The organism is Macrococcoides bohemicum, assembly GCF_016865215.1.
GTDB lineage: Bacteria > Bacillota > Bacilli > Staphylococcales > Staphylococcaceae > Macrococcoides > Macrococcoides bohemicum.
In genome coordinates, this window is sequence record NZ_CP054482.1 from 1,412,757 (window position 1) to 1,426,288 (window position 13,532).

Annotated in this window: 15 protein-coding genes; 3 read left to right on the forward strand and 12 right to left on the reverse strand. The window is 33.8% G+C overall.

Annotated elements, in window-relative coordinates; translation table 11 throughout:
* Positions 1-27 precede the first annotated feature (27 nt).
* The 8 genes from HT586_RS07285 to HT586_RS07320 form a co-directional block, all read right to left on the reverse strand.
* Positions 28-1,776, reverse strand: a complete 1,749-nt coding sequence (locus tag HT586_RS07285; RefSeq protein WP_096076429.1) for an ATP-binding protein — start codon at positions 1,774-1,776, stop codon at positions 28-30.
* On the reverse strand, positions 1,776-2,483 hold the full coding sequence (locus tag HT586_RS07290) for a response regulator transcription factor (RefSeq protein WP_096076428.1): 708 nt from the start codon (positions 2,481-2,483) through the stop codon (positions 1,776-1,778). The genes HT586_RS07285 and HT586_RS07290 overlap by 1 nt, the downstream gene beginning before the upstream one ends.
* Before the next feature lie 18 nt (positions 2,484-2,501).
* Positions 2,502-3,710, reverse strand: coding sequence for a c-type cytochrome biogenesis protein CcsB (gene ccsB / locus HT586_RS07295; protein ID WP_203545504.1), 1,209 nt, complete (start codon positions 3,708-3,710; stop codon positions 2,502-2,504).
* Positions 3,703-5,340, reverse strand: coding sequence for a cytochrome c biogenesis protein ResB (gene resB / locus HT586_RS07300; protein WP_133353225.1), 1,638 nt, complete (start codon positions 5,338-5,340; stop codon positions 3,703-3,705). Before resB ends, ccsB begins: the two co-directional genes overlap by 8 nt.
* A gap of 13 nt (positions 5,341-5,353) precedes the next feature.
* Positions 5,354-5,884 (reverse strand): thiol-disulfide oxidoreductase ResA, encoded by a 531-nt coding sequence (gene resA, locus HT586_RS07305; RefSeq protein ID WP_096076425.1) that lies wholly within the window; start codon positions 5,882-5,884, stop codon positions 5,354-5,356.
* An 80-nt stretch (positions 5,885-5,964) separates the two neighbouring features.
* Complete coding sequence (locus HT586_RS07310) at positions 5,965-6,702, reverse strand: pseudouridine synthase (protein ID WP_096076424.1); 738 nt, start codon at positions 6,700-6,702, stop codon at positions 5,965-5,967.
* Position 6,703: 1 nt separating this feature from the next.
* Positions 6,704-7,249 carry an SMC-Scp complex subunit ScpB gene (gene scpB, locus HT586_RS07315; RefSeq protein ID WP_111744901.1) on the reverse strand — a complete coding sequence of 182 codons (546 nt, stop codon included), beginning with the start codon at positions 7,247-7,249 and terminating at the stop codon, positions 6,704-6,706.
* Positions 7,239-7,964: a segregation and condensation protein A gene (locus HT586_RS07320; protein ID WP_188017317.1), complete on the reverse strand. Its 726-nt coding sequence runs from the start codon at positions 7,962-7,964 to the stop codon at positions 7,239-7,241. Before HT586_RS07320 ends, scpB begins: the two co-directional genes overlap by 11 nt.
* Positions 7,965-7,993: 29 nt before the next feature.
* Here HT586_RS07320 and HT586_RS07325 point away from each other — a divergent pair, with 29 nt between their 5' ends.
* Positions 7,994-8,503 (forward strand): DUF309 domain-containing protein, encoded by a 510-nt coding sequence (locus tag HT586_RS07325; RefSeq protein WP_203545505.1) that lies wholly within the window; start codon positions 7,994-7,996, stop codon positions 8,501-8,503.
* Between the two features lie 162 nt (positions 8,504-8,665).
* Here the strand turns inward: HT586_RS07325 and xerD are convergent, their stop codons facing one another.
* The 3 genes from xerD to HT586_RS07340 form a co-directional block, all read right to left on the reverse strand.
* The gene (gene xerD / locus HT586_RS07330) at positions 8,666-9,553 is read right to left on the reverse strand and encodes a site-specific tyrosine recombinase XerD (protein WP_188017316.1); all 888 of its coding nucleotides are present in this window, start codon (positions 9,551-9,553) and stop codon (positions 8,666-8,668) included.
* Positions 9,554-9,645: 92 nt separating this feature from the next.
* Positions 9,646-10,125, reverse strand: a complete 480-nt coding sequence (fur, locus tag HT586_RS07335) for a ferric iron uptake transcriptional regulator (protein ID WP_096076419.1) — start codon at positions 10,123-10,125, stop codon at positions 9,646-9,648.
* A gap of 103 nt (positions 10,126-10,228) precedes the next feature.
* Positions 10,229-10,762, reverse strand: a complete 534-nt coding sequence (locus HT586_RS07340) for an NUDIX hydrolase (RefSeq protein ID WP_096076418.1) — start codon at positions 10,760-10,762, stop codon at positions 10,229-10,231.
* Positions 10,763-10,826: 64 nt separating this feature from the next.
* On the opposite strand from HT586_RS07340, the gene HT586_RS07345 reads away from it, so the two are divergent.
* Positions 10,827-11,744: an aldo/keto reductase gene (locus HT586_RS07345; RefSeq protein ID WP_133353229.1), complete on the forward strand. Its 918-nt coding sequence runs from the start codon at positions 10,827-10,829 to the stop codon at positions 11,742-11,744.
* Entirely contained in the window at positions 11,741-12,730 is a 990-nt protein-coding gene (locus HT586_RS07350) for an alpha/beta hydrolase (protein WP_096076416.1), read from the forward strand. Before HT586_RS07345 ends, HT586_RS07350 begins: the two co-directional genes overlap by 4 nt.
* Positions 12,731-12,763: 33 nt before the next feature.
* Here HT586_RS07350 and HT586_RS07355 read toward each other — a convergent pair whose 3' ends face one another.
* The gene (locus HT586_RS07355; protein ID WP_203545506.1) at positions 12,764-13,519 is read right to left on the reverse strand and encodes an SDR family NAD(P)-dependent oxidoreductase; all 756 of its coding nucleotides are present in this window, start codon (positions 13,517-13,519) and stop codon (positions 12,764-12,766) included.
* Positions 13,520-13,532 lie beyond the last annotated feature (13 nt).

The window sequence follows — 13,532 nt, forward strand, 5'->3', positions numbered from 1 at the left end:
GCATATGCCATAAATCATTGTACCAAACTACTGCTTCGTGTCAACTAACGGAATCGAAATAGTGAACGTTGTGCCAACACCTTGCTCACTTTCAACTTTAATTTCACCATGATGTTTTTCAATGATAGCTTTTACGATAAATAAACCTAATCCAGTGCCGTGCTTACCTCGTGTTCTTGCCTGATCAACTTTATAAAATCTATCAAATATATGATTGATATGTTCTTTAGCAATACCTACTCCAGTATCAGCAATTTTTATATACAGGTTGTTTGTATCATTGTATGTTGAAATTTTTATAGTGTCCCCACTCTTTGTATAACGCATTGCATTGTCCAGCAGATTTGTAATGACCTGGAATATCTTATCATAATCAATTACTACCTCTTTTGTATGCTTTAAATCTAGTTGCAATGTTGTTTCATGTTCTATAGCACTCTGCTTAAAGTTCTGAATATTTTTTTCAAGTAAAGGCGATATATCCATCACTTCTTTATTTAAAGTCGTTTCTCCAGCGTCAATACGAGCAACATTTATTAACTCATTAACCAGCCTGTTTAATCGTTTAGATTCATCTAAAATAATGTTTAAAAACTCATCCACGTCATCTTTTTCAACGACTATGCCATCTAAAATTGCTTCAGTATACCCTTGTAACATTTGGATTGGCGTACGTAATTCATGAGAAACATTTGCGATAAACTGTTGTTTCATCATATCTATCTTTTTCTCTTCACTCATATCACGAATGATAGCGACAGCACCGTTATTTTGTCCCTGCGTCGTATTTTTGACTGGCGAGATGATGAGTACATAATGTTTATTAAATGTAGAAATTTCATGATATATTGTTTCATCAGATTGCATTACCTGATTCACGAGTTTACTTAAAATATCAGTGTCTTCCTGAGAAATATCATCTAAAAATCTCTCTGCCATCGGGTTTTGAAGCTGTTTTTCAAGATCCATATTAAAGCTTAAAACACCGTCTTCCATTGCATTGATTAATCGATCCCTTAAATTACGTTCCTGGGATATTTTACTGATATTTAATGTTATCTCCTGCTCCATCTTATTAAACGCAAGTGCTAATTCACCAATCTCATCTCTGGAATATACAGCTATTTTATTGTTACGCTCACCTCTTGCTAAATTAAAAGCAGCTGTCTTTAACAGTAACAATGGTTTTGTAATCTTATTGGATAAGAAAAATGCAAAGATAGTAGTAAGTATCAATAATAACATTGCCACGATAAAAATAATAAAAGTAATATAATTTTGTGCATCATCCATTGAATTAGTATCCTGATAGATAAATATCCCACTGTCTTTATAATTAAAAGCTTGAGAAGGGTATCCGATAAGGATATATTCATGTCTGTTATCCTGGTAATTTACTTTAATATCTTTTACAACATATTCATCTTTCTCAAAAACTTTATCAAAAGCGTCATTTCCTTTGATTTCGTCTACCATTAGCTGTTTGAGTGGATCATCGTATGTTACATCTAAGTCCGATTTATTTTGAACAATAATAATACCTGCAGGATTTTCTATTAATTCTTTCACATAAGTTAATGCATCGCTTTGATCGTGATGACTCGTTAATACGAGCTCAGCTTTTTCAGCTTGCTGCTTAAGCGTATGGCCAGACTCGCTTTTCAAATACGAATTAAAGAATCCCATTAAAGAAACAGATAATATAATTAAAACTGCAGTCACTATAAATAATATAGTTAACCACAGTTTAATTACTACGCTATTAAAATAGCGCATTATTCTTTCACCTCAAACTTATAACCAACACCCCATACAGTGTGAATCATATCAGCAGCTTTCGGTGAAACTTTATTTAATTTTTCTCGAAGACGTTTAACATGAGTATCTACTGTACGTAAATCTCCGTAAAACTCATAATGCCAAACATCTTTCAGTAATTGTTCACGGTCAAAAACTTTATCCGGACTTTTTGCTAAAAATAATAATAATTCATATTCTTTTGGTGTCAAATTAACTTCCTGATTTTCAGCCATAACACGATGTGCATCATTATCAATCACTAAAGAATCAAATACGATTAAATCTTTCGCGTGTGAATCTTGTTTTAAATACATCGTTGGCTGTGCACGTCGTAATATCGCTTTAACACGTAATACTACTTCACGTGGCGAAAATGGTTTAACGATGTAGTCGTCAGCCCCTATTTCAAATCCTTCAACGCGATTATGTTCTTCACCTTTAGCTGTTAGCATAATAATTGGTGTTGTTTTTTCCTCACGAATTCTTCTGCATACTTCAATGCCGTCCATTCCCGGCAGCATTATATCAAGTAATATACAATGAAAATTCTGGTTTAAAGCGAGTTCTAAAGCTGTTTCACCATCACTTGCTTCTACTGTCTCAAAACCTTCACGTTCAAGATACATTTTGGCAAGTTTTCTGATTCTGTCTTCATCATCAACGATCAATATCGTATGTTTCATGTCGATTACTCCTTTAATTTAAGCGTATGAGTGCAGTCCTGCAATAATAAGGTTTACTGCAATCACATTGAATAAAATGATTGCCATACCTACAACTGCAAGCCAGGCACTTTTCTTACCTTCCCAGCCTCTACCTAAACGTAAATGCAGGAAGATAGCATAGAATAAGAATGTAATTAATGCCCAAACCTCTTTAGGATCCCATCCCCAGAACCTACTCCAGGCAATTTGAGCCCATATACTCGCAAATAACAAGCCACCTAAAGCAAATAATGGGAAACCAATAATTACTGATCTATAGCAAATTTCATCCATTAACTGAAGCGATACTTTATTCGTTAAAGGTTTAACTACAGCAAATAATGTTTTTCTTAACACTAATCTTAACAGTCCATATAAAATTGTACCAATGATAATAGACCATGCTACTGTATTTAATTTTTGAGCGTTAATTACAGGCGGTAATTCAATCCCTGTATCGAATCGTTTAACTTCTTTATAATCTTGTTTCGTGCCTTTAATTTTCTCAACAGGAATACTATCCTTAAATGTCACTAATCCAGGTAAATGATATTCAGCAATTGTCTTATTATCATTTTTATCATAGTAATAATAATCTTCCTGATAATGAACGATACCTTTCATAACGATTGTTGTTAATATAAAAGCTATCACTAGGGTTATGAAGTACATTACAACCTCTAACCAAAAAGCATCTTTTGACCTTTCATTCGCATCAACATAACGTAATAAATAGATTAATCCTGCTACTGAACTTACAGATAAAATACCGTAACTGATTGTTACAGTAATAACATGAATCGCTAACCAATTACTTTGTAATGCAGGAATAAGTGGTGAGACATCACGCGAGAACATACTCGCATAAACAATTAAAAGCATAGCGATTGGCAATGAGAACAATGCTAATATTGGCGTATGATATAAGAAATATAGTACTAAAAATCCACCGACCATCATGATACCGAACATAGTCAGGAATTCGTACATATTACTTACCGGGGCATGTCCTGCCGCCATCCATCGTGTAACAAAATATACGAGCTGCATAATAAACCCTATAATCGTTAAGGTTACTGCAATTTTTTCACTTTTCTTCGATTTCGCTTTAATACTTGCTGAGAATGGTAATATCGCGATTAAATATAAAATAAATGCAGCATACAATGAAGTACTACTGATATTTAATAAAGCTTCACTATTCATTTTCTTCCTCCGTATCCGCATATTTATCGTTAACTTTCGGTAAATTGAAAGGTTCTAACATACTGTTAATGTCTTTAGAATACCCATAATAATTTCTATTTGTATGTGCTGCTAATTTAAATCCATCTTTCGTTTCAATCCAGATACGACGGTGGTGAATATAAGATCCAATGGCAAGACCTATTAAAAATATTGAAAAACCAATAAATAGAATAGGTAACGTTAAATCTTTCTTTACTGTTAAATAAGTAATCGTTTTATTCGTCGCACTCACAAATTTTACCGCATATTGATTATTTTTAGTGATATCCTGTGAAGAACGTATTTTTAGTAGGCTATATTCTGATTGTTTACCTTTATCCTCAACCCCAAAGACGAATGCAGGATTATTTGGAATCGGGGAGCTTGTTAATAAAGTTCCATTATCCGCAATACCATTGAAATCCGGTGCATAGTTTTTTAGATTCACAGTTAAATCATCACTTACCTTATATTGTTTGCCGGGATTATCAAGTGCAACTTCAAATGTTTTACCGATAGGTTTGCCTGTCTTGATGTCTTCAACTTTAAATGTCATTGTTTTAAGTTGAGACTGATCGAAACTATTCTGATATAACGCAAAATTTGCAAATTTAACTGGATGGTTCACTTTTACACTGTCATCTTTGATTTGTGCTAATTTCGGTTCAGCACCTACAACTGATTTATCAGCTTTATTTTCATATATTGTAACTTGTGATTCATAATTTTTAGCAATTTTATTCATTCTGGCATCTGCTGATTTACCATTAATGTTTGAAATAGATTCTGCATCGTATTGTTCAAAAATAAACTTATTATTTTTAATATAATACGTATTTTCTGTGCCGGGGATACTTTTTGTCTCACCTTCTGCAACACCAACAAATTCATCCACATATAAAGCCGGGACAAATCGAAGCATTGCACCTGCTAACAAAATTATAAGCCCGGTGTGGTTAATGTATGGACCATAACGACTTAAACGGCCTTTTTCAGCTAATATTGCTGTACCGTCAGTTCTAACTTTATATTTTCTCTGCTCTAAAGCATTTACAAGAGCCGCCTGATCAACCGTTGTCGGTACATCTAGTGTCAACCTCTGACGTTTAAAGTACGTTGGGTGCTTCTTAACAGTCTGACGTGTAAGCGATTTATGTAATGGAATGCCTCGGTCTATACTTGCTGCAATAATTGAGAATGCTACAAGCGCAAGTAGTATTAGATACCACCAAGATGTATATAGGTTATCTAATCCAAGTTTATAATAGATATATCCTAAAGTACCGTATTTATCTTTATAGAATGTCGATGGATCTTCACCTACGGGAATAAAATATTCCTGAGGAAACATTGTCCCTAGTGCAGATGCTAAAACGGTTAATACAAGTAATATCACACCAACTTTAACGGAACTGAAAAATATCCATACTTTATCCAGCAATGTTTTATGCTTTGTCTTACTTCTCACTGCTTGACCGTCATATCGCATGACATCTGTTGTTTTCTTTTTATCATAGCTGTCATTAATCAAACGTCCGCAGTTTTGACATAATTGAGTACCAGGAGGGTTTACATGACCACAAACACATTTAATCGATTGTTCCTGCATCGTCATCCTCCTTTTATGGTTTAACCATTTCCATATATTTCTGAATATCTTCTTTTGACATTTGGCCTTTATGGTGTGCTACAATCTTCCCATCTTTATCAATGATATAAGTATTCGGTAGATCATTCGCATTATATGCTTCCATTACATCACCATTATCTAAACCAACTGGTAAAGTTACTTCTTCGTCTAATGCACTGAAGAACTGTTTAATTTGTTGTGGACTGTTCTTAACGTGAATTGTTAATACTTCTACACCTTGATTTTTGTACACATTATGTGCACGGTTTAAATCCGGCATCTCTTCTAAACAAGGTTCACACCAAGTTCCCCAGAAATTAAGTACTAAACCTTTGCCACGATAATCCTTTAAATTAACTTTACTGTCATCTAATGTTTTCAATTCAAACACAGGTGCATCATCACCAATTTTCACAACCTTTTCGCCATCTTTCGTCACAGAAACGTAGATGATAAAAATTATTGCGAGCAAAATTAGGAAAGTCACCATATATTGAATCCATTTTTTTTGCTGTTTCGCCATGCTTAACCCCTTCTCTATTCAAAATGTCACATTACATTATATCATTTAAGCAATTATTATCTGTGGCAACTATGTGAATTTTATGATTTATTTAAACTCATATTACGTAAAGTTTTTACTTCATGAGGTGTGAGTTCTCTTGCATCCCCTGCATTTAATCCTTTAAGCGTTAACGGTCCATATTCAATACGAGATAATTTCACAACTTCGTGACCAAAATGGGCAAACATACGACGCACTTGACGATTACGACCTTCATGAATTGTAATCTCTACTAAAGTAGTGTCTTTCAGCTTGTCCTGTGACTTTACTTTCACAATTGCCGGAGCTGTTTTTCCGTCTTCGAGCATGATACCTCGTTCCAATTCTTTAACTTGTTCTCTTAATAGAAATCCTTTTAATTTAGCTACGTATTTTTTCTTCATCTTGTATTTAGGATGGGTCATTTGATTGGCAAAGTCACCATCGTTTGTCAGTAATAATAAACCACTTGTCTCATAATCAAGACGACCTACAGGAAATATTCTTAAGTCTAGTTGCGGAAAATAATCAGTTACAACAGTTCGACCTTTATCATCAGAAACACTAGTAATCACACCAGTTGGTTTGTGGAATAATATATATATCTTTTCCGGATTTTCTAAAGGAATGCCTTCTACTTCTACACGGTCTCTAGGACTTACTTTCGTACCAAGTTCAGTTACTGTCTCACCATTAACAGTGACTTTACCTTCTGAGATTAATACTTCTGCTTTACGACGTGAAGTCACACCACTTTTAGCGATGACTTTCTGTAATCTTTCTAATTGTTCACTCATTTTATTCATCCTCTTCATTTAAATTTTTAAAGAATAATTCCATTTCACTTGCATCACTTGTCATCGTCTCATCTCTCGGTAAATCATCTAAAGATGTAAGTCCGAATGTCATCAGAAAAAATTCTGTCGTTGCTAATTGTCTAGCACGCTCACCATTCACTTCTGTACTTTCTACTAGACCTCTTTCGATCAATGTCTTGACCGGTCCATCACTATTTACACCACGCATCATTTCAATATCATGGCGTGTTACAGGTTGATTATATGCAATTATCGCTAAAGTTTCGAGTGAAGCCTGTGTTAATTTCTTTTCATTTGTAGCAGTAACCAAATCTTCCAGGTATGGATTCAAAGTTTCATTGGTCATCAGAAAGTATTTAGATCCTAACTTTTGAATTTCAAAAATTTCATGATTATATGTGCTTACAATATCAGATAATTGTGATGGTGTGCGTTCTATAATCTCTGCAAGTTGTTCAATTTCAATACCTTCATCACCAACTGCATATAATAAACCTAGTATGATATTAATTTTTTCATTCGACATAGTTTTTTCCTCTTTCAATCTCTATTTCACCAAAATCATTAGATTGATAAACATTGATCTTATTATTTTTCATAAGTTCCAGAATGGCCAGAAACAATGTTACTATCTGTGTTTTTGTTTCAGAAAATGAAACAAAATCATCGAAAGTAATTTTATCTTTTTGAGATAGTGCATATGTCACTGTCTCAATCGCTTCTTCCATGGAGTAAGTATCTCGGGCTACACTTACAGATTCACTAGCAATCTTTTTACGACGTTGCTTTGCTTTCTGATATGCAGTGATTAAATCGGTAAGTTCAATGTGTATCGGTGTTTGTTTTGCATTCTCGAAATGGGATAAATCATTGCTACGTTTGACAAAATATTTTTCATGTGACTCTTTTTTCGTTTTTAAAATATCAGCATATAAACGGTAATTTTGATATTCTAATAATTGTCGCATTAAATCTTCACGTGGATCTTCGATGTTTTCACTTTCATCTACATTTGTATCTGGTAATAATGTTTTGCTCTTTATTCTTAATAACTCACTCGCCATCACCAAATAATCACCATGTTGATTAATATCAAGATCATCAACATTTTTGATATAATTAATATATTGTTCTGTTAACACTTTCATTGAGATATCATAAATATCTATTTCATATTTCTGAATTAAGTGAAGGAGTAAATCTAACGGGCCTTCAAATGAATCTAATTTTACTTCGTACATATATTCACCTTACTTCTGGAGGATTTCTTATGCATGCATTATTTAAACAAGCATTTTCGGATTATATCATTCATTTTCATGTGTATCGTGATTATTTTGAATGTCATGAAATCATGGAGGATGCCTGGAAACAAAAATCACAATTTACTAAACAAGACCCTGAAGTCGCATTAATTATGCTCGCTACTGCAATGTATCATCTACGACGTCACAATAAACGTGGTACTCATACATTACTAAAAAAAACAATACTGTTGCTAAAAATAAATAAGACTTTCTTATCTGAATATCTAGATATATCTATATTAATAGAGCAAATAACTGACATTCAAAAAGATTTAACTTATTATCCCATCACACTACCTGTTATAGAAGCAATAGATATAAAAAATTATTACGAACCTACTCAGGCAATCATTCATAAACATAAACTACGTGATAGAACTGAAGTCATCCAGGCGAGAAACATGGCTTTACACAATAAATATCCAATACAGGATACCCCAGATGATACACATCAAGGCGATAAAACCGAATAATATCCAGTTATTCTTATTTTTCTTTGAATCATTCTCCTGATTGATCTGAGTATCTGTTTCATGCGTGTCCTCTGGCACAATAACCTGTTTTTTTCTATCATTTTCTTTTTGAAATTTTTCCTGATTTCTATGAATTTCTCTTTGTTTACTCATATTTTCTCCTTATGCTCTAGGATGTGTATTTTTATACACTTCTCTTATTTGTTTCTTGCTGATATGGGTATAAAGTTGCGTTGTTGAAATATCTGCATGTCCTAACATTTCCTGTACGGCACGTAGGTCTGCACCATTTTCTAGAAGATGTGTTGCAAAAGAATGACGTAAAGTATGTGGCGTAAGTTTCTTGTCTATGCCAGCTTCAACTTTAATTTGACGCATTATCTTCCAGAATCCTTGGCGTGTGAGTCTTTTACCATGAAAATTTAGAAATAGACTGTCTGTCATTTCTTTTTTAAGCATCTTATAACGCGTAGACTGTATATACGTCTCCAGCAATTTAATCATATTATCTCCAATAGGAATAATACGTTCTTTATTACCTTTACCGAATACGCGAACAAAACCCATGATTGTATTCACATCATCTACGTTTAAATTAATTAGCTCTGATACACGCATACCAGTAGCATATAACAGTTCAAGCATTGCCTGATCACGCTTTCCAGTAAGCTTTGATGTATCTGGTGTCGATAAAAATTTATCAACCTCTTCTATAGAAAGAATATCCGGCAGATTGCGTTCATATTTTGGTGCTTCAAGAATGACTGTAGGATCTTTAACCGCATATTTTTCTCTTAAAGCAAACTGATGAAATCCTCTAATTGTCGCTGAAACCCGTGCTAAAGTTTTTGCAGATTTACCCTGATCTTTTAAATATCCTAAAAATAAAGTGATCGTATATCTATCGATGTTATCAATATTACCAATTTTCTCCTCTTCCAAAAAAGCCTGATAATGGTTTAAATCTCTACGATAAGCTGCAACTGTATTTTTACTTAGTCCTTTTTCAATCATAATAAAATGTAAAAATTCATCTATTATTGTTTGCATATTAACACCTCACCATTAAGTTTACCATAATAATTATACAATCAACTAAAAATATAAAAAAATACAGATGATTATTTCATCTGCATTTCAAATTATTCTGTTATTTTTTTATCAAGATCTTCAGGTTGAACGCCTTTGTCAGCACATTTTTTACAAATACCATGGAAAGTTAAACGATGATCCATTATTAAGAAATGATAATCCGATTCTACTTTCTTTTCAACTTCATCCAGTAAATCTTCTTCTATTTCATCAACATCTCCACAACTCATACATACAAGATGATGGTGAAAGTGTTTTGCACCTTCTTTTCTCAAATCAAAACGTGCAACGCCATCTCCAAAATTAATCTTATCAACAATCTTCAATTCAGCTAATAATTCTAATGTACGATATACAGTTGCGAGACCAATTTCAGGTGCACGTTCCTTTACTTTTAGGAAAACATCTTCTGCACTCAAATGATCAGCTTCATTTTCTAATAATACGGTCACTGTCGCTTCCCTTTGAGGGGTTAATTTATAAGAAGCATCATGTAATTGCTCCTTTATTCTATTGATTCTCTCCTGCATTACTAACACTCCTAAAGGTTACGATTGATATATATAAAATATCAGTAATTGAGAATTAAAGCAAGAAAAACAATGTCTTTTTTAGAATTATTATAATCTAATATTATTTCATTGATAATAGCAAATATTGAATTGCTATTATCGTCTTCGCATCTTTAATTTTCCCTGTTTTTATCCAGTTATTAGCCTCTTCTAATGTCAACCAGTGTTTCAATACAAATTCGTCTTCATCCGCTTCAAGATTATGAGATTCTATAAGTTCCCCAGCTTCAAATAAAGAAATAAATTCATTACAGAATCCGGGTGAAACATAAAACTCATTAACCAGTTCCATCGTCTTTGAAGTAAAACCTGTTTCTTCTTCTAATTCACGCAGTGCAGTGTCACGTCGTTCTTCCCCTGGGTCAACTTTACCTGCAGGGAGCTCGATTAAATTTTCTTCAGGTGCTTTTCTGAATTGTTCAACAAGTAGTAATTTATTCTGTTTCATCGCAATCACTGCAACTGCTCCTGGGTGCAGTACAACTTCCCTTGTACTTTCCTTACCATTGGGTAATTCGACCTGGTGTCTCTCGACAGTTAACACCTTCCCGTCTAGTATCGTTTCTTTTGATAGTGTGCGTTCTGTTAGATCCATATTAATACACTCTCCTTTTTGTACATGTTAAACTATATTTATTATAACGAATGGAGGGAAAGACATGAAATTTAATACAACAAAAAGTGGTATAAAGTTTTCTGAAATGGGTTTCGGTGCCATGAATCTGCCTCAAGACGCACTTGATAGTCAATATATTCTCGACCAGGCAGTCGATCTCGGCATTACATACATAGATACAGCTGACCTATATCAAAAAGGACAGAACGAAAAAAATATCGGCCATTTCATTAAACATTCTAAAAAACGTGATCAGATTACTTTAGCATCAAAAGTTGGTAATCGATTTAATATGTTAAATGATGAAGTTGTTTGGGATCCTTCTAAAGCCCATATTACACAAAGTATACATGAAAGTCTAAAACGTCTTGAAACAGATTATTTAGATTTATATATGCTGCATGGCGGCATGATTGAAGATAATAAGGATGAAACCATAGAAACTTTTGAGCAACTGAAAGAAGAAGGCTTGATCCGTGCATATGGTATCAGTTCTATTCGACCAAATGTCATTGATTATTATTTAAAGCATAGTAATATTGATACGATAATGATGCAATTTAACATTATCGACAATCGTCCTACGGATTTAATTGAATCTATCCAATCAAAAGATGTGCGAGTTTTGGCTCGTGGTCCATTGATGAAAGGTCTTTTAACAGATAATTATGCTGAAATATTAGATAAAAAATTTGAAACGGGTACACTAGGTATAAGTCAGGAAGAATTAAGAAAAAGTCTTGATGAAGCTACTACAATTGCGCCGTTACAACAGGCTGTATATCAATACTTAACATCATATCCTGTTGCTTCAATTGTAAATGGTGCATCGAGCGCTGAACAGTTACAGGCAAATGTTAAAGCATATACTACAGCAGCAGAGCAGCCATTAGATGAACAGTCACTTAATAATATAGTTGAAGCATTCAAAAACTTACACTACGAGGATCATTTAGTATGAACAATAAACTACTAACAAGAACGTTACTCGGTGTATCACTCGCATCAGGTATTACTTCCAGCATCGTTGGATTGGTCGCTTCAAACTATGTCTTAAATTTTAAATTGCGTGACGTTGAAGTAATACGTCGACGTGAAATTAAGGCGAAACGATTGGATGTTGAAGCATTTAACGCAAAGCAACCGATTAATGTTACTATCCCTTCACGCAATGGCTACAACTTAAGTGCCACTGTTGTAAAGCCCTATGAACATAAGCACTGGATGGTATTCTGTCATGGTGTTACTGAAAATAAAATTACGAGCATAAAATATTTAAATATGTTTAATGAGTTAGGGTTTAATGGTATTATCTTTGATCATCGCAGACATGGGGAAAGTGGTGGTAATCACAGCACATATGGCTATTACGAAAAGACAGATTTAGAATCTGTTATCGCCTTTTTAAAAGAACAATATGGTTATGACATTACTTTCGGTGTCCATGGTGAATCAATGGGTGCAGTTACAACATTACTTTATGCTGGAGAATTAGCTAATGAAGCAGCATTCTATGTTTCAGATTGTGCATTTTCTAATTTTGCTCGATTATTGACACAAATCATAGAACAGAAATCATCATTCGGAAGTGGCATTGTATTATCAGCCTTAAATCAAGTACTGAAAATGAGAACACATTTTTCCCTGAAACAAGTATCACCGATAGATGTCATCCAAAATGTTGAACAGCCTATCCTGTTTATCCATTCTAAACCAGATGTATTTATTCCTTATACGCACTCGGTTGATCTTTATAATAAAAAGCGTGGGCCTAAGATGCGCTGGTATCCAGAACATGGTGGACATGCTGCAAGTTATAATGTCAATCCCATTTCCTATAAGAACAAGGTGGAACATTTCTTAACGACATTTGACTTATTGCCACCGAAGCCTGGCAATGCGCAAAATAAAGCAAATGATAAACATAAAATAAAAAAGAAGAAATAACAATGAAAAAATAACAAGTGTATCTTACACCTGTTATTTTTTTGTCATAAAATATTTTTTAAATATCTTTTCAAGCTTTCTCGGTGCAAGGCCATAAATCTTCAATCCAGAATCCATCCAAACCGGAAGATTAAGCTCCGTTTTTCTATCGATCATGGCATTTACTATTTGCATGCTTAACTGTTTAACATCAAGCTGTACCCGCTCTGCTAACTGATTCATCGGTTTACCTTTGTTAGCTTTCTGAATAAATTGTGTATTGACAGGTCCGGTATTAACAGTTAAAAAATGAATGTGACTTTGTTCTAACCTTAATGCGTTCATCACCTGATTTATACCTGATTTTGAAGCGGCATATATTGCACCAAAAGGCGTAGTTACTTTACTTGATAGACTACCAATCGTGACAACCATTCCCCCTGGATTCATTTTAAGTAAAACATGTTTCGTAAGAATGACGGTCTGCGTTAAATTGACATATATCATATCTGCTATGACGTCGTCATCTTGATTAATTAATGGACCATATTCTGCAAAACCAGCGCAATTAATTAAATAGTCATATGTGCCTTCGATTTCTATACTTTTTATAAAATGAGAAAAATGTTCTGAATCTATCATATCGACACTGTAAACCTTAAGTCTGTCAAAATCTTTTTTTAGTCTATCTAATTGTTCAATACGTCTGCCAACAGCCGTGACATGAACGCCACGCGCTAATAATAATTCAGTAATCTTTAAGCCAACACCACTTGTAGCACCCGTTATTAATGCTCTTTTGCCAATCAATCTAAGCACCACA

Bases quoted from the DNA above. Each gene is read 5' to 3' on its own strand.
- HT586_RS07285 (WP_096076429.1), bottom strand. From the start codon at position 1,776: ATGCGCTATTTTAATAGCGTAGTAATTAAACTGTGGTTAACTATATTA.
- HT586_RS07290 (WP_096076428.1), bottom strand. From the start codon at position 2,483: ATGAAACATACGATATTGATCGTTGATGATGAAGACAGAATCAGAAAA.
- ccsB (WP_203545504.1), bottom strand. From the start codon at position 3,710: ATGAATAGTGAAGCTTTATTAAATATCAGTAGTACTTCATTGTATGCT.
- resB (WP_133353225.1), bottom strand. From the start codon at position 5,340: ATGCAGGAACAATCGATTAAATGTGTTTGTGGTCATGTAAACCCTCCT.
- resA (WP_096076425.1), bottom strand. From the start codon at position 5,884: ATGGCGAAACAGCAAAAAAAATGGATTCAATATATGGTGACTTTCCTA.
- HT586_RS07310 (WP_096076424.1), bottom strand. From the start codon at position 6,702: ATGAGTGAACAATTAGAAAGATTACAGAAAGTCATCGCTAAAAGTGGT.
- scpB (WP_111744901.1), bottom strand. From the start codon at position 7,249: ATGTCGAATGAAAAAATTAATATCATACTAGGTTTATTATATGCAGTT.
- HT586_RS07320 (WP_188017317.1), bottom strand. From the start codon at position 7,964: ATGTACGAAGTAAAATTAGATTCATTTGAAGGCCCGTTAGATTTACTC.
- HT586_RS07325 (WP_203545505.1), top strand. From the start codon at position 7,994: ATGCATGCATTATTTAAACAAGCATTTTCGGATTATATCATTCATTTT.
- xerD (WP_188017316.1), bottom strand. From the start codon at position 9,553: ATGCAAACAATAATAGATGAATTTTTACATTTTATTATGATTGAAAAA.
- fur (WP_096076419.1), bottom strand. From the start codon at position 10,125: ATGCAGGAGAGAATCAATAGAATAAAGGAGCAATTACATGATGCTTCT.
- HT586_RS07340 (WP_096076418.1), bottom strand. From the start codon at position 10,762: ATGGATCTAACAGAACGCACACTATCAAAAGAAACGATACTAGACGGG.
- HT586_RS07345 (WP_133353229.1), top strand. From the start codon at position 10,827: ATGAAATTTAATACAACAAAAAGTGGTATAAAGTTTTCTGAAATGGGT.
- HT586_RS07350 (WP_096076416.1), top strand. From the start codon at position 11,741: ATGAACAATAAACTACTAACAAGAACGTTACTCGGTGTATCACTCGCA.